Source organism: Streptomyces sp. NPDC037389, assembly GCF_040636475.1.
Taxonomy (GTDB): Bacteria; Actinomycetota; Actinomycetes; order Streptomycetales; family Streptomycetaceae; genus Streptomyces; species Streptomyces hesseae.
Map to the genome: position 1 here is coordinate 634,905 of NZ_JBEZUS010000003.1, position 23,067 is coordinate 657,971.

Genomic DNA, 23,067 nt, shown 5'->3' on the forward strand with positions numbered 1-23,067 from the left:
TCCCCCGAGCCGGCTTGCCGGCCGACTCGGGGAAACCGGTGTCAGATCTCGTCGGAGAGGCCGAGCTCGTTGTCGAGGAGGTCGAAGACGTCCTCGTCGGAGGCGGAGTCGAAGTCGAACTCCGCGTCCTCCTCGGAGCCGGTCGCGGCGCCGGCGCCGGCCACCTTGCCGCCGTCGCGCAGGGCGCCCCACTTGGACCTGATCACCTCCAGACGGCCGGCGATCCGCTCGAACACCTCCTCGCTGACCTCCAGGCCGAGGAAGGCCTTCTCGAGCTTGTCGAGCTCGCCCAGGACCGCCTCCGGACCGGAGGGCGAACTCGCCGGGGCCACCTTGGCGTACAGGTGGTCCACGAGCTCTCCGGCCGTCGGGTAGTCGAAGAGCAGCGTCGCCGGCAGCCGGACGCCCGTGAGCGCGCTGAGCCGGTTCCGCAGCTCGACGGCGGTGAGGGAGTCGAAGCCGAGGTCCCGGAACGCCTTGGCCGGGTCCACTTCCCCGCCACCGGCGTGCCCGAGGACCACGGCGATCTGCCCCCGGACGGCGTCCAGCAGGACCTCACGCCCCTCCGCCGCCGACAGCCCGGACAGCCGCTGGGCGAGATCGGCGGCGGCAGCGCCGCCACCGGCCCCTGCGGAGGCCGTCCGGCGGCCCGGCGTCCGGATCAGGCCGCGCAGCAACGGCGGCACCTCGCCCCGCGCACGCAGCGCCGCGAGGTCCAGCCGCACCGGAAGCGTCACGGGCTCGTCCGCCAGGGACAACGCCCTGTCGAACAGCGCCACGCCCTCCTCCGCGGAGAGCTCCGGCATGCCCGTACGGGCGATCCGCTGGACGTCCGCCTCGGTCAACGTGCCCGTCATGCCGCTGTCCTGGGCCCACGGGCCCCAGGCGAGCGACGCGCCGACGAGTCCCTCGGCCCGGCGGTGCCGGGCCAGGGCGTCGAGGAACGCGTTGCCTGCCGCGTAGTTCGCCTGGCCGGGGGTACCGAAGGTGCCCGCGGCGGAGGAGAAGACGGCGAAGGCGTCGAGGTCGAGGTGCTTGGTGGCCTCGTGGAGGTTCCAGACAGCGTCGACCTTCGGCCGGAGGACGGTGGAAATGCGATCCGGGGTGAGGGAGGCGATGATTCCGTCGTCCAGTACGCCGGCGGTGTGCACCACGGCCGTGATGCGGTGCCGGGAGACGAGCCCGGCCACGGCGGCGTGGTCGGTCACGTCGCACGCTTCCACGAGCGCCTCGACGCCGTGGACGGCCAGCTCCGCCACCAGCTCCTGGGCGCCCTCGGCGGCGGGACCGCTGCGGCTGACCAGAAGGAGATTGCGTACCCCGTGGTGGGTGGCCAGATGCCGGGCGACGATACGGCCCAGACCGCCCGTACCACCCGTGACCAGGACCGTACCGTCGGAGCGCCAGGAGACCTCAGCCGTCGGCTCGGCAGTCACGCGGGCGAGTCGGGCGGCGAGGAACTCGCCGTCACGGAGCAGCAACTGCGGCTCGTCCAGGGCGAGTGCCTGCGGCAGGACGGACGCGGTGGTGTCGCCGTCGCCGTCGAGGTCCACCAGGCCGAAGCGACCCGGGTTCTCCGACTGCGCCGAACGAACCATTCCCCACACCGCCGCACCGGCCAGATCACGGCCCGTGGCGGCACCTCGCGTGACGAACGTCAGACGCGACTCCTCGAACCGCTCCTCCACCAGCCACGACTGAAGCAGACCCAGAACACGAGCGGTGAGCTCGTGCGTCGAAGCCACCACATCAGCCTCTCCGCCGACCTCGACCACAACTGATGCGGGAACAGCATCCGCCTCGGTCAGCGAGTCGAGATCCACGTACGAGACGGCTTCGGCGTCCGTGGCGGCCTGGACCGGAGTCCAGTCGAGCGCGAAGAGGGAGTCGCGGTCGGCGGTGTTGAGCTGGTCGGTCGAGATCGGCCGGACCACGAGCGAGTCGACGGAGGCGACGGGCGCACCCGTCGTATCGGCGATCGCGATCGAAATCCCGCCGCCACCGGCGGCCGTACGGATACGGACCCGGACAGCGGAAGCGCCCGTGGCGTGGAGCGAAACACCAGTCCACGAGAACGGCACACCGCCCTGACCCTCACCCTCGCCACCGCTGAACGCGGCAGCGTGCAGGCTCGCGTCGAACAGCGCCGGGTGCAGGCCGAACGCCCCACCATCAGTGCCCTCCGGCAGCACCACATCGGCGAACACGTCGTCACCCAGCTTCCACGCCGCCCGCAGGCCCTGGAACACCGGACCGTACGCGAAGCCGGCGTCCGCGAACCGCTCGTAGGCGCCCACGACATCCACCGCTTCCGCTCCGGCCGGCGGCCATGCCGAGGCAGCGAATTCCTGCGCCTGCGCGTCGCCCGTAGCGAGGTATCCGCTGGCGTGCAGCGTCCACGGTTCCTCTCCCGTACGGGAGTGGATCGTCACGGCGCGGCGGCCCGCCTCGTCGGGCTCGCCGACCCAGACCTGCACCTGGACGCTGCCCTGCCCGGGCAGGACGAGCGGCGCGGCCAGCGTCAGCTCCTCCAGCAGGCCGCAACCCGCCTCGTCACCGGCCCGCAGCGCCAGCTCCACCAGCGCCGTACCCGGCACCAGCACCGACCCCAGCACCACGTGGTCGCCGAGCCAGGGGTGGGACTGGACGGACAGCCTGCCCGTGAAGAGGAAGCCATCGGTGTTGACCAGTTCCACCGCCGCACCCAGCAGCGGGTGCTCGGCGGAGCCGAGGCCCGCGAACCGGACGTCCCCGGCGCGTACGGCCGTGCCCGTGGGCCAGAACCGCTGGTGCTGGAACGCGTACGTCGGCAGGTCCACGCGGCGCACGCCCGTACCCGCGAAGAACGCTGTCCAGTCCACCTTCGCACCGTGGACGTGCAGTTCGGCGAGTGCGCCGACGATCGCCGTCTCCTCGCCCCGGTTCCTGCGGAGCGCGGGGACGAGGGTGGCCGGTTCGGTCAGCGACTCCTCGGCCATGGCGGTCAGGACGCCGTCGGGGCCGAGCTCCAGGAAGCGGGTCACACCCTCGGTCTGAAGGGTGCGCATCCCGTCGGAGAAGCGGACCGCCTCACGGACGTGCCGCACCCAGTAGTCGACGGAGGCCAGTTCCTCGGGCTTGGCGAGGTCACCGGTGAGGTTGGAGACGACCGGGACGGCCGGGGTTCCGAAGGAAATGCCCTCCAGAGCCTCCCGGAACTCCGCCAGCATCGGCTCCATCAACGGCGAGTGGAAAGCGTGCGAGACACGCAGACGGCTCGTCTTACGACCCTCGGACTCGAAGCGGGAAGCGATAGCCAGAACGGCTTCTTCCGCACCCGAGACCACGACCGACGACGGGCCATTGACGGCCGCGATCGAGACACCGTCCGTCAGCAACGGCAGGACCTCGTCCTCCGTCGCCCGGACGGCGACCATCGCCCCGCCCGAGGGCAGGGCCTGCATCAGGCGGCCACGAGCGGCGACGAGCCGGCAGGCATCGGCCAGTGAGAGGACGCCGGCAACGTGTGCCGCCGCGACCTCGCCGATCGAATGACCGGCCACATACTCCGGCCGCACACCCCACGACTCCACCAACCGGAACAACGCCACCTCGACCGCGAACAGCCCGGCCTGGGTGTAGACGGTCTGATTGATCAGCTCCTCGTCCTCACCCCAGACGACACCCCGCAGCGAACGCTCCAGATACTCGTCCAGCCCCGCACACACCACGTCGAACGCCTCGGCGAACACCGGGAACCGGGAGTACAACTCCCCACCCATCCCCAGCCGCTGCGACCCCTGACCCGAGAACAGCACCGCCGTCCTACCAGAGCCCACCGAACCCTCGACCACGCCGGCTGCGGGCTCGCCCGACGCCAGCGCGGCGAGCGCCCCCGTCAGCGACTCCGCGTCGGCGGCCAGTACCACCGCACGATGCGCGAAGCTCGACCGGCTCGACACCAGCGAGAAACCGATATCCGTGGGCCGACGGCCGCCGACGTGCGTCAGCAGGCGCACGGCCTGTTCCCGCAGAGCGGCCTCGGTCTTGCCGGACAGCACCCAGGGCACGACCGCGCCCGACTCCGGGGCTTCCACAAGCTCCGGCTCCGGCTCGGCCTGCTCCAGGATCACGTGCGCGTTCGTCCCGCTGATGCCGAACGACGACACACCCGCCCTGCGCGGTCCTTCACCCTCAGGCCAGGCCGTCTGCTCCGTCAGCAGTTCCACGGCGCCCGCGGACCAGTCCACGTGCGACGACGGCCGGTCGACGTGCAGCGTCTGCGGAAGGACTCCGTGTCGCATCGCCATGACCATCTTGATGACACCCGCGACACCGGCCGCCGCCTGCGTGTGGCCGAGGTTCGACTTGACCGAGCCGAGCAGCAACGGCCGGTCCTCCGACCGCCCCTGGCCGTATGTAGCCAGCAGCGCCTGCGCCTCGATCGGGTCACCCAGAGTGGTGCCCGTGCCGTGCGCCTCGACCGCGTCGACGTCCGCGGTGGACAGCCCGCCGCTGGCGAGCGCCTGGCGGATCACCCGCTGCTGCGACGGGCCGTTCGGGGCCGTCAGACCGTTGGACGCGCCGTCCTGGTTGACCGCCGAGCCCCGGACCACGGCGAGTACGCGGTGGCCGTTGCGACGGGCGTCCGACATGCGCTCCAGGACCAGCATGCCCACACCCTCGCCCCAGCCGACACCGTCGGCCGCGTCCGCGAACGCCTTGCTCCGGCCGTCCGGGGAGAGTCCGCGCTGACGCGAGAACTCGATGTACGTGGTCGGGGTCGACATCACCGTCACACCACCGGCCAGCGCCAGCGAGCACTCACCCGAACGCAGCGCCTGAGCCGCCAGATGCAGCGCGACCAGCGACGACGAGCACGCCGTGTCCACCGTCACCGCCGGGCCCTCGAAGCCGAAGGTGTACGACACCCGGCCCGACGCCACACTGCCCGCGCTCCCGCTGCCCTGGTATCCCTCGAACTCGGGCCCGGCGAGAAGGTTGGCGTAGTCGTTGTACATCACGCCGGCGAAGACGCCCGTCTGGCTGCCGCGGAGCGACACCGGGTCGACGCCGGCCCTTTCGATCGCCTCCCACGTCGCCTCCAGCAGCAGCCGCTGCTGCGAGTCCGTCGCCAGGGCCTCACGGGGGCTCATGCCGAAGAACGCGGGATCGAACTCCGCCGCCTCCCGCAGGAAGCCGCCCTCACGGGTGTAGACGGTCCCCATGTGGTCGGGGTCGGGGTTGTAGAGCGCGTCGAGGTCCCAGCCGCGGTCGGCCGGGAAGCCGGAGACCGCGTCCACGCCGTCCGACACCAGCCGCCACAGGTCCTCGGGCGACGAGACGCCGCCCGGGAACCGGCAGCTCATCCCGACGATCACCACCGGGTCGTCCGCGACCGGCGGCAGCACCCGCACCGGAACGACAGCCTCGGCCTCGGTGTCCCCGCCGAACAGCTCCTCCAGCAGGAAGCCCACCAGGGCCCCTGCTGTCGGGTAGTCGAACACCACCGTCGCCGGCAGCCGGAGACCGGTCACCGAACCCAGCCGGTTGCGGAGTTCGACGGCCGTCAGGGAGTCGAAGCCGAGGTCCTGGAAGGCCCGCGTCGGGTCCACTTCGGCGGAGCCGGCGTGGCCCAGGACCGTGGCGATCTGCCCGCGCACGACGTCGAGCAGAGCCTCGTGCCGCTCCGGCGCGGGCAGCCCGCCCAGGCGCTGGACCAGCCCGGAGGCCGCGGCCGCGCCCGCGCGGCGCGTGGCCCGCGTACGGATCAGTCCGCGCAGCAGCGGCGGGACTTCGCCCTGGTTCCGGAGCGCCGGCAGGTCGAGGCGGACGGGCAGCACCGCCGCCTCACCGCCGGCGGCGGCGCCGGCCAGCGCCGCGTCGAACAGCGCCAGTCCCTGCTCGGGCGACAGCGGCGGCATGCCCGCACGCGTCATCCGCTCGGCCTCGGCCTCGCTCAGCGCGCCGGTCATACCGCTGTCCTGCGTCCACGGTCCCCAGGCGAGCGACAGGGCCGTCGTTCCCCTGCCCTCGGCGCGCTGCTTCAGCGCGAGTGCGTCGAGGAAGGCGTTGCCTGCCGCGTAGTTCGCCTGGCCGGGGCTGCCGAAGGTACCGGCGACGGAGGAGAAGGTGACGAAGGTGTCGAGGTCGAGGTGCTCGGTGGCCTCGTGGAGGTTCCAGACAGCGTCGACCTTCGGCCGCAGGACGGTGGAAATGCGATCCGGGGTGAGGGAGGCGATCGTTCCGTCGTCCAGTACGCCGGCGGTGTGCACCACGGCCGTGATGCGGTGCCGCGAGACGAGCCCGGCCACGGCGGCCGGGTCAGCTACGTCGCACGCTTCCACGGCCACATCGACGCCCTCGGCGATCAGCTCGGCGACCAGTTCCTGGGCGCCCTCGGCGGCGGGACCGCTGCGGCTGACCAGAAGGAGGTCGCGTACGCCGTGGTGGGAGGCCAGGTGCCGGGCGACGATACGGCCCAGACCGCCCGTACCACCCGTGACCAGGACCGTACCGTCGGAGCGCCAGGAGACCTCCGCCGTCGGCTGCTTCTCCACACGTGCCAGCCGGGGAGCCAGGAACTCACCGTCCCGGGCCAGCAGCTGCGGCTCGTCCACGGCCAGCGCCCGGGACAGGACGGAGGTGTCGTCGCCGTCGAGGTCCACCAGGCCGAAGCGGCCCGGGTTCTCCGACTGCGCCGAACGAACCATTCCCCACACCGCCGCACCGGCCAGATCACGGCCCGTGGCGGCACCGCGCGTGACGAACGTCAGACGCGACTCCTCGAACCGCTCCTCCACCAGCCACGACTGAAGCAGACCCAGGACACGAGCGGTGAGCTCGTGCGTCGACCCCACGACGTCGGCCTCTCCGCCGACCTCGACCACAACTGCCGCAGGTACGACATCCGTCTCGGTCAGCGACTCGAGATCCACGTACGGCACGTCTTCGCCGTCCGTGGCCTGGACCGGGGTCCAGGCGAGCCGGAACAGCGAGTCCCGGTCCACTGTGCTGAGCTGGTCGGCCGCGATCGGCCGGACCACTAGCGAGTCGACGGAAGCGACGGGCGCACCCGCCGCGTCAGCGATCGCGATCGACATTCCACCACCGTCGGCGGCCGTACGGATACGGACCCGGACGGCGGAAGCGCCCATGGCGTGGAGCGAGACACCCGTCCACGAGAACGGAACTCCGCCCTGGCCTTCACCCTCGCCGCCACTGAAGGCAGCGGCGTGCAGGCTCGCGTCGAAGAGCGCCGGGTGGAGGCCGAACGCCCCACCGTCGACGTCGTCGGGCAGCGCCACCTCGGCGAACACGTCATCGCCGAGCTTCCACGCCGCCCGCAGACCCTGGAACACCGGACCATATGCGAAACCGGCCTCCGCGAACCGCTCGTAGCCGCCTGCCACATCGATGGCCTGGGCGCCTTCCGGCGGCCATACCGTCGCGTCGAAGGCAGCGGCGGAGCCGACACCGTCGGCCAGTGTGCCCTGCGCGTGGAGGGTCCACGGCTGGTCCTGACCGTCGTCGGGTCGCGAGTGGACGGTCACGGCGCGGCGGCCCGACTCGTCGGGCTCGCCCACCCGGACCTGCACCTGGACGCCGCCCTGCCCGGGCAGGACGAGCGGCGCGGCGAGCGTCAGCTCCTCCAGCAGGCCGCAACCCGCCTCGTCGCCGGCCCGCAGCGCCAGCTCCACCAGCGCCGTACCCGGCACCAGCACCGAACCCAGGACGGCGTGATCGGCCAGCCAAGCATGGGTCTGGAGCGACAGGCGTCCCGTGAAGAGGAAGCCGTCGGAGCCCGCCAGCTCCACCGCCGCACCCAGCAGCGGGTGTCCCGCCTCGGACGAGATGCCGAGGGGCGTCATCACCGCCGGCCAGAAGCGCTGGTGCTGGAAGGCATAGGTGGGAAGGTCGATGCGACGGGCACCGGTACCGGTGAAGAACGCCGCCCAGTCCACCTGCTCACCGGAAGTGTGCAGCCGGGACAGCGCATCCACGACAGCGGTTTCCTCGGCCTGGTTCCTGCGCAGAGCGGGAATCAAGCCGGCTTCGCCGGTGAGTGAGGTCTCGGCCATGGCGGTCAGGACGCCGTCGGGGCCGAGCTCCAGGAAACGGGTCACACCTTCCGTCTCCAGGGTGCGTATCCCGTCGGAGAAGCGCACCGCCTCACGGACGTGCCGCACCCAGTACTCGGCGGACCCGATCTCCTCGGCCGTCGCGAGCGCGCCGGTGAGGTTGGAGACGACCGGGATGGCGGGAACACCGAAGGTCAGGCCCTCCACGACCTCCCGGAACTCCGCCAGCATCGGCTCCATCAACGGCGAGTGGAAAGCGTGCGAGACGCGCAGACGGCTCGTCTTCCGGCCCTCGGACTCGAAGTGCTCGGCGATCCTTACGACCGCCTCCTCCGCACCCGAGACCACGACCGACGACGGACCATTGACGGCCGCGATCGAAACACCGTCCGTCAGCAGCGGCAGGACCTCGTCCTCCGTCGCCCGGACCGCCACCATCGCACCACCCGAAGGCAACCCCTGCATCAAACGACCACGAGCCGCGACGAGCCGGCAGGCGTCGGCCAGCGAGAAGACCCCGGCCACATGCGCCGCCGCCAACTCACCGATCGAATGACCGGCCACATACTCCGCGCGAACACCCCACGACTCCACCAACCGGAACAACGCCACCTCGACCGCGAACAGCCCGGCCTGGGTGTAGACGGTCTGATTGATCAGCTCCTCGTCCTCGCCCCAGACGACATCCTGAAGCGGACGCTCCAGGTGCTCGTCCAGGCCCGCGCAGACCGCGTCAAACGCCTCGGCGAACACCGGGAACCGGGCATACAACTCCCGTCCCATGCCCAACCGCTGCGACCCCTGACCCGAGAACAGCACGGCCAGCAGCCCCTCGGCCCGGGGGCCGTTCGCCGCCTCGCCGCGCGCCAGGGCGCGCAGGCCGGCGACGAGCTCGTCCGACTCCGTGCCGACGATCGCCGCGCGGTGGTCGAGGGCGGCCCTGGTCGTGGCGAGCGAGAACGCCACGTCGAGCGGGCCGTGCTCGGCCCCGGCATCCAGCAGGGTCAGCAGGCGCTCGGCCTGTGCCCGCAGCGCGTTCTCGTCACGGGCGGACAGCAGCCACGGCACCACGACCGGCGCCTCGTCCCTCTCTCCCTCGTCCTCCATCGGCGGTGCTTGCTCGACCAGGACGTGTGCGTTCGTACCGCTGATGCCGAAGGATGAGATACCGGCCCGGCGCGGACGGCCGGTCGTACCCCATTCCCTGGTATCCGTCAGCAGGCGCACGCTTCCCTCGGACCAGTCGACGTTGGACGACGGCTCGTCCACGTGGAGGGTGGAGGGCAGGACGCCGTGCCGCATCGCCATGACCATCTTGATGACGCCCGCGACACCGGCGGCGGCCTGCGTGTGCCCGATGTTGGACTTCACCGAGCCCAGCCACAGCGGTTGGTCCTCCGGCCGGTCCTGACCGTACGTGGCCAGCAGCGCCTGCGCCTCGATCGGGTCACCCAGAGTGGTGCCCGTGCCGTGCGCCTCGACCGCGTCGATCTGGTCGGCGGCGAGGCGGGCGTTGGCGAGGGCCTGGCGGATGACCCGGCGCTGGGACGGGCCGTTGGGCGCCGTCAGGCCGTTGGACGCGCCGTCCTGGTTGACGGCGGAGCCACGGACCACGGCGAGCACGGGGTGGCCGTTGCGGAGGGCGTCCGACAGCCGTTCCACGACGAGGAAGCCGGCGCCTTCGGAGAAGCCCGTGCCGTCGGCGGCCGAGGCGAAGGACTTGCAGCGGCCGTCCGCCGCGAGCGCGCCCTGACGGCCGAACTCCGCGAACACGCCCGGAGTCGACAGCACGGTGACACCGCCGGTCACGGCGAGGGAGCAGTCGCCCTGCCGCAGGGACTGCACGGCGAGGTGCAGCGCGACCAGGGAGGACGAGCACGCGGTGTCCACGGACACGGCGGGCCCCTCCAGGCCGAGCTTGTAGGAGACCCGGCCGGACACCACGCTGCCGTTGCCGTCGCTGCCCGGGTAGTCGTGGTACATCACACCGGCGAAGACACCGGTCCGGGTGCCCTTGAGCGAGGTCGGGTCGATGCCCGCCCGCTCCAGGGCCTCCCAGGACAGCTCCAGGGTGAGCCGCTGCTGGGGATCCATGGCGAGGGCCTCGCGCGGGGAGATCCCGAAGAACGCGGGGTCGAAGCCTGCTACCTCGTCGAGGAACCCGCCCAGGCGGGGGTACTGGCCCGCGTCCTGGAACCCCTCCCAGCCGCGGTCCTCCGGGAACGCGGAGATCGCGTCACCACCGGACGTCACCAGCCGCCACAGGTCCTCGGGGCTGGTCACACCGCCCGGGTAGCGGCAGGCCATGCCGACGATGGCGATGGGCTCGTGCCGGGCCGCGGAGAGCTCGCGGTTGTGCTTCCGGAGCCGGGCGGTCTCCCTGCGGGCGGCCAGCAGCGCATCGCCGTCGGATTCGTCGGCTTCGTCGACGCTGATGCCGGTGGCTTCCTCCGCATCCGGGCCGACCGGCAGGCCTCGTACCTCCGCGAGTTCGAGGAGGCTGTCCATCAGGCCCGCGTCGCGCAGCCGGTTCGTCGGGATCGTCCGGAGCGCCTGACGGATGTCGTCCTCGACGCTGCCGGCGCCGTGTCCGTCCGTCATCGGGGCCAGCTGGGCCTCGATGTGGTCGGTGACGGCGCGAGAGTTGGGGTGGTCGAAGACGAGCGTGGCGGGAAGGCGGAGACCGGTGATGCGATTGAGCTGGTTCCGCAGCTCGGTCGCAGCCAGGGAGTCGAAACCGAGCTCCTGGAACGCCCGGTCCGGCCCGATCGCCTCAGCCGACCCATGCCCCAGAACAGCCGCGACCTGACCACGCACGATCTGAAGCACCGCACGGTTTCGCTCGTTGGCCGACAGTCCCGCGAGCCGCTGTTCGAAGCCGGCCGGTTCGCCCGCTGCCACGCCGTCCCCGGCGGCAGCCGATCGGCGTACCGCGGGGGCGAAGCCACGCAGGAGGGCGGGGATCTCGTCGGTGCGGGTGCGCAGGGCGGCCGTGTCGACGTGGATGGGGACGACCGTGGGCCGCTGGGAGCGCAGGCTGGCCGCGAACAGTTCCAGACCGGCCTCGTACGAGAGTGCCGGGACGCCCTGGTTGGCCATGCGCTTGCGGTCGATGTCACTGAGGTACTGGCCGAGCCCGGCGCCGACCTCCCAGAGGCCGTACGCCATCGCGGTGGCCGGCAGCCCCTCGGCGTGGCGCTGCTGCGCCAGGGCGTCGAGGAAGACGTTGGCCGCCGCGTAGTTGCCCTGCCCGGCGGTCAGCACGAGGCCGCCTGCGGACGAGAACAGTACGAACGCCGCCAGGTCCATCTCACGGGTCAGCTCGTGCAGCCACCAGGCCGCGTCCGCCTTCGGCGCGAGCACGGAGTGCACCTGCTCGGCCGTGAGGGCGTCGACCAGCGCGCTGTCGCCGATTCCGGCAGCGTGGATCACAGCGGTGAGCGGCCGGTCGGTGGTGATTCCGTCCACCACAGCGGCCAGCGCCGCACGATCGGACACATCACAGGCGACGACGCGTACGTCCGCACCCATAGCAGTCAGCTCCGCTACGAGCTCCGACGCACCCGGGGCCTCCAGGCCCCGACGACTGGTCAGCGTCAGGTACCGGACACCGCGCTCGGCGACCAGATACCGGGCCACGACGGCACCCAGACCACCCGTACCACCGGTAATCAGCACCCCACCCTCGACATCGAGGGAGACATCCGCTGCCGGAGCGGTCACACGCACCAGGCGCGGCACCAACACCTCGCCACCACGCACCGCCACCTCCGGCTCACCCGAAGCCAGCGCCGCGACCAGCGCCTCCCCCGGCTCACCGTCGGCATCCACCAGGACGAACCGCCCCGGGTTCTCCGCCTGCGCCGAACGCACCAGACCCCACACCGGAGCCTGCACCACATCCAACACCACACCATCAGCCACAGCCACCGCGTTGCGGGTCACCACAGCCAACCGCGAACCTACGAAACGCTCGTCGGACAGCCAGCGCCGAATCGCGTCCAGTGCGTGATGCAATACGGTCCGTACGCCGTCGGGCACGTCGCCCTCCGGCACCGTCGTGCCGCAGTCCAGCACCACCACATCGGGCACAGCGCCGGGTTCCGCGTCCACGGCCTCGTCCCACGACGCCCACGACACCATGGCACCGCCCGCCACCACCGCACCGGACCACTCGATCCCGTACAGCGACTCGCCCGAGCCGTCGCCCGCGTCGAGCTGCTCGGCCGACACCGGTCGGCCGACCATCGAGCCCACGGACAGGACCGGTCGCCCGGTCGTATCGGCGACAGCCAGCGCCAGCCCGCCGCCGTCGAGCTGCGACAGGCGCACCCGGACCGCCGAAGCGCCTACAGCGTGCAGCGCCACATCGGTCCACGCGAAGGGAATCCTGGTCTCGCCGTCGCCCGCGCCGGTGAGGATCGCGGCGTGCATCGCCGCGTCCAGCAACGCCGGGTGCAGACCGAACGACCCACCATCGACGCCTTCCGGCAACGCCACCTCGGCGAACAACTCATCGCCCACCCGCCACGCGGCCCGCAGGCCCTGGAACACCGGGCCATAGCCGTAGCCGTGCTCGCGCAGCGTCTCGTAGGCGCCGTCGAGCCGCACCGGTTCCGCACCGGCCGGCGGCCAGGCGCCCAGGTCGAACGCCGCCGCATTCTGAGCATGAGCCGTGAGGAAACCGGAGGCGTGGCGGACCCACGCGCGGTCGCCCGCGTCCTCCCGCCGCGAGTACACGGCCACCGGGCGACGCCCGGCCTCGTCCGTGCCCACGACGACCTGGACCTGTATCGCGCCGCGCTCGGGCAGCACCATCGGCGCGGCGAGCGTCAGCTCCTCCAGCACGTCGCAGCCGACCTCGTCACCCGCCCGGACGGCGAGCTCCAGCAGCCCGGTGCCCGGCACGAGTACCGTGCCCCGCACCGCGTGATCGGCGAGCCACGGGTGCGACGACACCGACAGCCTGCCCGTGAGGACCACGCCGTCCGAGTCGGGCAGCCGCAGGACCGCGCCCAGCATCGGGTGCGTCACCGTGTCCACACCGGTGGCGCTCAGGTCGCCCGTGCCGGTCGTGGCGTTCACCCAGTACCGCTCGCGCTGGAAGGCGTAGGTGGGCAGGTCGAGACGGCGGGTGGTCCGGCCGGCGAAGTACGCGTGCCAGTCCACGGCGGCGCCGTGCACGTGCAGATGGCCGAGAGCGGTCACGAGGTTCGCGACGTCGTCCCTGCCCTTGCGGAGGGCGGACACCGTCAGGGCGCCGTCGTCCGTGGTGTCACCGAGGGTGTCCTTGACCATCCCGGTGAGCACGGCGTCGGGGCCGAGCTCCAGGAAGCGGGTCACGCCCTCTGTCTGAAGGGTGCGTATCCCGTCGGAGAAGCGGACCGCCTCGCGGACGTGCCGCACCCAGTACTCGGCGGACCCGATCTCCTCGGCCGTCGCGAGCGCGCCGGTGAGGTTGGAGACGACCGGGATGGCGGGAACACCGAAGGTCAGGCCCTCCACGACCTCCCGGAACTCCGCCAGCATCGGCTCCATCAACGGCGAGTGGAAAGCGTGCGAGACACGCAGACGGCTCGTCTTACGACCCTCGGACTCGAAGTGGGAAGCGATCTCCAGAACGGCTTCTTCTTCGCCCGAGACCACGACCGACGACGGGCCGTTGACGGCAGCGATCGAGACGCCGTCCGTCAGCAGCGGCAGGACCTCGTCCTCCGTCGCCCGGACCGCCACCATCGCACCACCCGCAGGCAACCCCTGCATCAGGCGACCACGAGCCGCCACCAGCGCACACGCATCCGCCAGCGAGAAGACCCCGGCCACATGCGCCGCCGCCAACTCACCGATCGAATGACCGGCCACATACTCCGGCCGCACACCCCACGACTCCACCAACCGGAACAACGCCACCTCGACCGCGAACAAACCGGCCTGGGCATACGCCGTCTGGTTGATCAGCTCCTCGTCCCTGCCCCAGACTACGCCCCGAAGCGGACGCTCCAAGTGCTCGTCCAGGCCCGCGCACACCGCGTCAAACGCATCCGCGAACGCAGGGAATCGGGAGTACAACTCCCGGCCCATCCCCAGCCGCTGCGACCCCTGACCCGAGAACAGCACGGCCGTCGAGTCGTTGCTCCGCGCGGAGGCAGTGAAGGCGGCGGGTACGGACTCGCCGCGTGCGAGGGCCTCCAGGCCGTCGAGCAGCTCGGAGCGGTCCGTGCCGACGACGACCGCACGGCACTCCAGGGCCGACCTGGTCGTGGCCAGCGAGTGCGCCACCTCGAAGGGAGTGAGCTCCGGGCGGGCGGCGACGAACGACCGGAGTCGGTCGGCCTGGTCCCGCAGCGCCTCCGGCGTGGCGGCGTGGACCAGCCACGGCACGGTGCCGGCGGAGTCGCCGTCCGGTTCGGGGGTCTCCGGCCGCGGTCCCTGTTCCAGGACCACATGCGCGTTCGTGCCGCTGATGCCGAAGGCCGAGACGCTCGCGCGCCGCGGGTGTCCGGTCTCGGGCCACGCGGTCGGCTCGGTCAGCAGTGCCACGGCACCGGCCGACCAGTCGACGTGCGGCGAGGGCTCGTCCACGTGCAAGGTCTTCGGCAGCAGGCCGTTCCGCATCGCCATGACCATCTTCATGACGCCCGCGACACCGGCGGCGGCCTGCGCGTGACCGATGTTGGACTTCACCGAGCCCAGCCACAGCGGCCGGTCCTCCGGCCGGTCCTGGCCGTACGTGGCCAGCAGCGCCTGCGCCTCGATCGGGTCACCCAGAGTGGTGCCCGTGCCGTGTGCCTCGACCGCGTCGACGTCGGTGGGCGCGAGGCCGGAGTTCTCCAGGGCCTGGCGGATCACCCGCTGCTGCGAGGGGCCGTTGGGGGCGGAGAAGCCGTTGCTGGCCCCGTCCTGGTTCACCGCCGTGCCCCGTACCACCGCGAGCACCTCGTGGCCGTTGCGCACGGCGTCGGAGAGCCGCTCGACGAGGAGGACGCCCGCGCCCTCGGACCAGCCGACGCCGTCGGCCGCACCGGCGAACGCTTTGCAGCGGCCGTCGGCGGAGAGCCCGCGCTGACGGCTGAACTCGATGAACATGCCCGGCGTCGACATCACCGTCGCACCGCCGGCCAGCGCCAGCGAGCACTCGCCCGAGCGCAGCGCCTGCACCGCCAGGTGCAGCGCGACCAGCGACGACGAGCACGCCGTGTCCACCGTCACCGCCGGGCCCTCGAACCCGTAGGTGTAGGACACGCGGCCGGATACGACGCTGCCTCCGCTGGTGCCCGAGGGCGACACGTTCAGGGCGTAATCGTGGTACATGACACCGGCGAACACACCGGTCCTGCTGCCCTTGAGCGTGGCCGGGTCGATGCCGGCGCGTTCCATCGCCTCCCAGGAGACCTCGAGGAGGAGTCGCTGCTGCGGGTCCATGTAGGTGGCCTCGCGGGGCGAGATGCCGAAGAACCCGGGGTCGAAGTCGGCCGCGTCGTGGAGGAAGCTGCCGCGGCGCGTGTAGCTCCTGCCCTCCTTGCCCGGCTCGGGGTCGTAGAGGTCCTCGACGTTCCAGCCGCGGTCCACGGGCAGGTCGGAGACGGTGTCGACGCCGTCGACGACCAGCCGCCACAGGTCCTCGGGGGACGCGACGCCACCGGGGTAACGGCAGGCCATGCCGACGATGGCGATCGGTTCGTCGTCCAGGGGACGTCGGCCGTCGCCCCGGGCCGCGCCGCCCGCCAAGGTCACCTCACCGGTCGTCGTCCCCACCTGGTCGGCGACCAGGGTGAGGATGTGGTCGGTGACGGCGCGGGAGTTGGGGTGGTCGAAGACGAGGGTGGCGGGGAGTCGGAGACCGGTGATGCGGTTGAGCTGGTTGCGCAGCTCGGTCGCAGCCAGGGAGTCGAAACCGAGCTCCTGGAACGCCCGGTCCGGCCCGATCGCCTCAGCCGACCCATGTCCGAGGACGGCCGCGACCTGACCGCGCACGATCTGAAGCACCGCACGGTTTCGCTCGCCGTCGGTGAGTCCGGCCAGGCGTGCCCGCAGGCCGGTTGCCGTGACGGTGGTCGCGTCGGCGGCCGTGGCACGCCGGACCCCGGGGGCGAGGCCGCGCAGCAGGGCGGGGATCTCGTCGGTACGGGTGCGCAGGGCGGCGGCGTCGACGTGGATGGGGACGACCGTGGGCCGCGGCGACCTCAGTCCGGCCGCGAACAGCTCCAGACCGGCCTCGTGCGACAGCACGGGCACGCCCTGGGTGGCCATGCGCTTGCGGTCGATGTCGCTCAGGAACTGACCGAGCCCGGCGCCCACGTCCCACAGCCCGAAGGCCATCGACGTCGCGGGCAGCCCCTCGGCGTGGCGCTGCTGCGCCAGGGCGTCGAGGAAGACGTTCGCGGCCGCGTAGTTGCCCTGCCCTGCGGCGAGGACGAGCCCGCCGGCCGAGGAGAAGGTGACGAAGGCCGTCAGGTCCATCTCACGGGTCAGCTCGTGCAGCCACCAGGCGGCATCGGCCTTTGGCGCGAGCACGCTGTCGACGCGCTCGGGGGTGAGCGCTCCGACGAGGCCGTTGTCGCCGATTCCGGCAGCGTGGATCACAGCGGTGAGCGGCCGGTCGGTGGTGATTCCGTCCACCACAGCGGCCAGCGCCGCACGATCGGACACATCACAGGCGACGACGCTTACGTCAGCACCCATAGCAGTCAGCTCCGCTACGAGCTCCGACGCACCCGGGGCCTCCAGGCCCCGACGGCTCGTCAGCGTCAGGTACCGGACACCGCGCTCGGCGACCAGGTAACGGGCCACGACGGCACCCAGACCACCCGTACCACCGGTAATCAGCACCCCACCCTCGACATCGAGGGAGACATCCGCTGCCTCAAGCGCAGGCACCAGACGCACCAGGCGCGGCACCAACACCTCGCCACCACGCACCGCCACCTCCGGCTCACCCGAAGCCAGCGCCGCCATCGGCACTTCCTCAAGCCCGCCATCGGCATCCACCAGGACGAACCGCCCCGGGTTCTCCGCCTGCGCCGAACGCACCAGACCCCACACCGGAGCCTGCACCACATCCAACACCACACCATCAGCCACAGCCACCGCGTTCCGCGTGACCACAGCAAGACGCGAACCCACGAAACGCTCATCGGACAGCCACGCCTGCGCTGCGTCCAGCACACGGCGCAGCACCGTCCGTACACCGTCGGGCACATCGCCCTCCGGCACCGTCGTGCCGCAGTCCAGCACCACCACATCGGGCACGGCGCCAGGTTCCGCGTCCATGGCCTCGTCCCACGACGCCCACGACACCGTGGCACCGTCCGCCACCACCGCACCGGACCACTCGATCCCGTACAGCGGCCGGCCCGTACGTCCTCCGGCGTCCAACTGCTCCGCCGAGACCGGTCGGCCCGCCACGGAGCCCACCGTGAGCACCGGTCGGCCCGTCACGTCGGAGACCGTCAGCGACAGCGCGCCGTCGCCCTCGCGGGACAGGCGCACCCGGACCGCCGAGGCGCCCACAGCGTGCAGCGCCACATCGGTCCACGCGAAGGGGATCATCGTCCCGCCCTCGCCGTCAGCGGCGAGGATCGCGACGTGCATGGCCGCGTCCAGCAGCGCCGGGTGCAGACCGAACGCCCCACCATCGACGCCTTCCGGCAACGCCACCTCGGCGAACAACTCATCGCCCACCCGCCACGCGGCCCGCAGCCCCTGGAACACCGGACCGTACGCGTAGCCGTACTCCGCGAACGTCTCGTACGCGCCCTCGACGGGCAGCGGCTCGGCGCCCGGCGGGGGCCAGGCGGCCGACGTGTCGGTGTCGGTTTCGGGGGTCACGGCTCCCGGGGCGAGCACGCCGGTGGCGTGCTGGGTCCAGGGGTCGAGCGCCCTGCCCTCCGGCCGGGAGTGGACGCCGAGGCTGCGGCGCCCCGTCGCGTCCTGTGCGCCGACGCGCACCTGGATCTGTACCGCCCCGCCCTGATCGGGCAGCAGCAGGGGCGCGGTGAGCGTGAGTTCCTCGACGAGGTCGCAGCCGACCTCGTCACCGGCCCGGATGGCCAGTTCGAGCAGGCCGGTGCCGGGGACGAGTACCGCGCCCTGGACGACGTGGTCCGCGAGCCACGGCTGCGACTGCACGGACAGCCGGCCGGTGAGCAGGTAGCCGTCGGCGTCGGCGAGTTCGAGGGCGGCGCCCAGCATCGGGTGTCCCGCCGCGCCCAGGCCCGCGAAGCGCACGTCGCCGGCGCGGGCCTGCACGCCCGTGGGCCAGAACCGCTCGCGCTGGAACGCGTACGTCGGCAGGTCGACGCGACGTGCCCCGGTACCGGCGAAGAGCGCGGACCAGTCGGTGTCCGCGCCGAGAACGTAGAGGCGGGCGACGGCGTCGAGGAGCGCCCGCTCCTCGTCCCGGCCCTTGCGCAGTGCGGGGGCGAAAGCGGCCTCGTCGTCGGCCGGCTCCACGATCGACTCCGCCGCCAGGGCGGACAGGGAGCCGTCCGGTCCGAGCTCCAGGAACGACCGCACGCCCGCCGCCCACAGCGTCCGCACGCCGTCGGCGAAGCGGACCGCCTCCCGGACGTGCCGCACCCAGTACTCCGGGGAGCGGAGCTGCTCGTCGGTGGCGGGTTCGCCGGTCAGGTTCGACACGACGGGGATGGCCGGGGTGCCGTACGTCAGGCTCTCGGCGACGGCGCGGAAGTCCGCGAGCATCGGCTCCATGAGCGGCGAGTGGAAAGCGTGCGAGACGCGGAGCGGGGTGGTCTTGCGGCCCTGCTCCTCAAGGCGGGCGCGGACCGTCTCGACGGCCTGCGCGGCTCCGGAGATCACCACCGACGACGGTCCGTTGACCGCCGCGACGGCGACCTCGTCCGTCAGCAGCGGCCTGACCTCGTCCTCGGTGGCCCGTACGGCCACCATGGCGCCGCCCGACGGCAGGGCCTGCATCAGCCGGCCGCGGGCCGCGACGAGCCGACAGGCGTCGGCCAGCGAGAAGACACCCGCGACGTGCGCGGCCGCGATCTCGCCGATGGAGTGGCCGAGCAACTGGTCCGGGCGTACGCCCCAGGACTCCAGCAGCCGGAAGAGCGCGACCTCGACGGCGAAGAGTCCCGTCTGGGCGTGCACGGTCCGGTTCAGCGCCTCCGGGTCGTCGCCCCAGACGACGTCGCGGAGCGGCAGGTCCAGGCCCAGGTGCTCGTCCAGCCCGGCGCACACCGCGTCCAGCGCCTCCGCGAACACGGGGAAGCGCGCGTACAGCTCCCGGCCCATGCCGAGCCGCTGGGAGCCCTGGCCGGAGAAGAGGAAGGCGACCTTGCCGGAGCGCGTCGTTCCCTCCGCGTGCTCCTCCGGCCGGCCGTCCGCGAGCGCCGACAGGGAACGCAGGACGTCGTCGCGGTCCGCGCTCAGCAGCACGGCCCGGTGGGGGAAGACCGCCCGGCTCGTCACCAGCGAGTGCGCGGCATCGGTGAGCCGCAGCTCCGGCTGGTCCTGGAGGTGGGTCAGCAGTCGCGCCGCCTGATCCCGCAGGGCCGCCTCGGTCCTGCCGGACAGCAGCCAGGGCAGTACGGCACCCGACTCCTGGGTGTCACCATCGTGCTCCGGCTCCGGCTCGGCCTGCTCCAGGATCACGTGCGCGTTCGTACCGCTGATGCCGAACGACGACACACCCGCCCTGCGCGGCCCCGCGCCCTCAGGCCAGACCGTCTGCTCCGTCAGCAGCTCCACAGCACCCGCGGACCAGTCCACGTGCGACGACGGCTCGTCGACATGCAGCGTGCGCGGCAGGACGCCATGACGCATCGCCATGACCATCTTGATGATCCCGGCGACACCCGCCGCCGCCTGCGTGTGACCGAGGTTCGACTTCACCGAGCCGAGCAGCAGCGGCCGGTCCTCCGGCCGCCCCTGGCCATACGTGGCCAGCAGCGCCTGTGCCTCGATCGGGTCACCCAGCGTCGTACCCGTGCCATGGGCCTCGACGACATCGACATCGCCGGTGGACAGTCCGCCGCTGGCGAGTGCCTGGCGGATCACCCGCTGCTGCGACGGGCCGTTCGGGGCCGTCAGACCGTTCGACGCGCCGTCCTGGTTGACCGCCGAGCCCCGCACGGTCGCCAGGATCCGGTGACCGTTGCGACGGGCGTCCGACAGCCGCTCCAGCACGAGGATGCCGGCGCCTTCGCCCCAGCCGACGCCGTCGGCGCCGTCCGCGAAGGACTTGCACCGGCCGTCGGCGGAGAGCCCGCCCTGGCGGGAGAACTCGACGAAGGTCAGCGGCGTCGACATCACCGTCACGCCACCGGCCAGCGCCAGCGAGCACTCACCCGAACGCAGCGCCTGCGCCGCCAGATGCAGGGCGACGAGCGAGGACGAGCAGGCCGTGTCGACGGTCACCGCCGGGCCCTCGAAGCCGAAGGTGTACGACACCCGGCCCGACGCCACACTGCCCGCGCTGCCGCTGCCCTGATAGCCCTCGAACTCACGCCCGGCCAGGAGCTGGGCGTAGTCGTGGTACATCACGCCGGCGAAGACACCGGTCCTGCTGCCGCGCAGCGTGGCCGGGTCCATTCCGGCCCGCTCCAGGGCCTCCCACGTCGTCTCCAGCAGCAGCCGCTGCTGGGCGTCGGTGGTCAGGGCCTCGCGGGGGCTCATGCCGAAGAACTCGGGGTCGAAGTCGCCCGCGTCGTGCAGGAATCCACCGGACCGGGTGGCGACGGCGCTCTCACGGTCCGGGTCGTCGAGGTCCCAGCCGCGGTCCGTCGGGAAGCCGGAGACCGCGTCCACGCCCTCCGACACCAGCCGCCACAGCTCCTCCGGGGACGAGACCCCGCCCGGGAAGCGGCAGCTCATCCCGACGATCACCACCGGATCGTCGACGAGCGACGGCAGCGCGCCGACGGCCTGGAGCGAAGCCTCCGGCTCCGCCCCGAAGAGCCCGTCGTACAGGTGACCCACCAGGGCCCGGGCGGTGGGGTAGTCGAACACCGCCGTCGCGGGGAGCCGCAGGCCCGTCGTCCTGCCGAGCCGGTTGCGGAGCTCGATGGCGGTCAGGGAGTCGAAGCCGAGGTCCTGGAAGGCCCGGGACGGATCGACCGTGCCCGCGTCCGCGTGGCCCAGCACGACGGCGATCTGCGTACGGACGAGGTCCAGCAGCGCGTCGCGCCGCTCGGCCTCGGGGACCGCCGCCAGCCGCCGTACCAGCCCGGAGGCGACAGCGGTGCCCGTGCCGGCCGTACGCCGGGCGCGGGTGCGGACGAGGCCACGCAGCAGCGCGGGCACCTCGCCCCGCGCCCGCAGGGCCGCGAGATCCAGGCGTACGGGCAGCAGCGCCGGCCGCGACGCGGCCGTCGGCAGGGCGGCGTCGAACAGCGCGAGGCCCTGCTCGACGGACAGCACCGGCATACCGGAACGCGCGATCCGCTGGACGTCGGCGTCGGTCAGCGTGCCGGTCATGCCGCTGTCCTGGGCCCACGGTCCCCAGGCGAGCGAAGCGCCGGCCAGCCCCTCGGCATGACGACGCATGACGAGAGCGTCGAGGAAGGCATTGCCTGCCGCGTAGTTCGCCTGTCCCGCGCTGCCGAAGGTACCGGCGACGGAGGAGAAGGCGACGAAGGCGTCGAGGTCGAGATCCTTGGTCGCTTCGTGGAGGTTCCAGACAGCGTCGACCTTGGGCCGCAGGACGGCGGAGAGACGATCCGGGGTGAGGGAAGCGATGATTCCGTCGTCGAGTACACCGGCGGTGTGCACGATGGCCGTGATGCGGTGCCGTGAGACGAGATCCGCCACCGCCGCGCGGTCCGCGACGTCGCACGCTTCCACGGCCACGTCGACACCCTCGGCGGTCAGCTCCGCCACCAGCTCCTGGGCGCCCTCGGCGGCGAGTCCGCTGCGGCTGACCAGCAGGAGACCGCGCACCCCGTGGTGGGAGGCCAGGTGCCGGGCGACGATACGGCCGAGACCGCCCGTACCGCCCGTGACCAGGACCGTACCGTCGGCCCGCCAGGAAACCCCGTCCGCCGGCACCGCCGTGACGCGGGCCAGCCGGGGAGCCAGCACCTCGCCGCCACGGATCAGCAGCTGCGGCTCGTCCACGGCCAGCGCCCGGGAGAGGACAGAGGTGTCGTCGCCGTCGAGATCCACCAGGCCGAACCGGCCCGGGCTCTCCAGCTGCGCCGACCGGACCAGCCCCCAAACAGCGGCACCCGCCAGATCGTCGCCCGCGACGGCCCCATGGGTGGTGAACACCAGACGCGAGGACGCGAACCGCTCCTCACCGAGCCACGACTGGACGAGCTCAAGAGCGCGTGCGGTCGCGGTGTGGACCGAGTCCGCCACGTCACCGGAGTCGACCACCGCCGTCACCGAGGCCACGACAACGGCCGGAACGGCATCGTCGTCGGTCAGCGTCGCGAGGTCCGCGTACGGCACGGCTTCGGCGTCCATGGCCTGGACCGGGGTCCAGTCGAGGGCGAAGAGCGAGTCGCGGTCGGCGGTGCGGAGCTGGTCGGCCGAGACCGGCCGGACCACCAGCGACTCCACGGACGCGACCGGGACACCGGCCGTGTCCGTCACAGCGATGGACAGCCCGCCGTCGGCGGCGGCGCGGATACGGGCCCGTACCGCGGACGCTCCCGTGGCGTGCAGCGCGACCCCGGTCCACGAGAACGGGACGCCGCGGCGGTCCTCGGAGCCGGTGAGCGCGGAGGCGTGCAGGACGGCGTCGAAGAGCGCCGGGTGCAGACCGTACGCGCCACCGTCCACGTCCTCGGGCAGCGCCACCTCGGCGAACACGTCGTCACCGAGCTTCCAGGCCGCCCGCAGGCCCTGGAACACCGGGCCGTAGTCGAAGCCCGCCTCCGCGAACTCCTCATAGCTGTTCGCGACATCGACCGGCTCGGCACCCGCCGGCGGCCACGCCACGGCATCGAAAATCTGCGGTTCGGCGTCCTCAGCGGTGAGGAAACCGTCGGCATGCAGCGTCCACGGCTCGTCGCCCTCGCGCGAGTGGACGGTCACG

Annotated in this window: 1 protein-coding gene (cut by a window edge); it reads right to left on the reverse strand. The window is 72.3% G+C overall.

The annotated features are described in order from the left end of the window. Nucleotides 1-41 precede the first annotated feature (41 nt). A protein-coding gene (locus AB0E98_RS09585; protein WP_361700479.1) for an SDR family NAD(P)-dependent oxidoreductase crosses the window boundary here: on the reverse strand, nucleotides 42-23,067 show its 3' portion. Its footprint extends 8,279 nt past the window's final position; 23,026 of the gene's 31,305 nt are visible here — the last part of the coding sequence; its start codon lies off the right edge, out of view; it ends in the stop codon at nucleotides 42-44.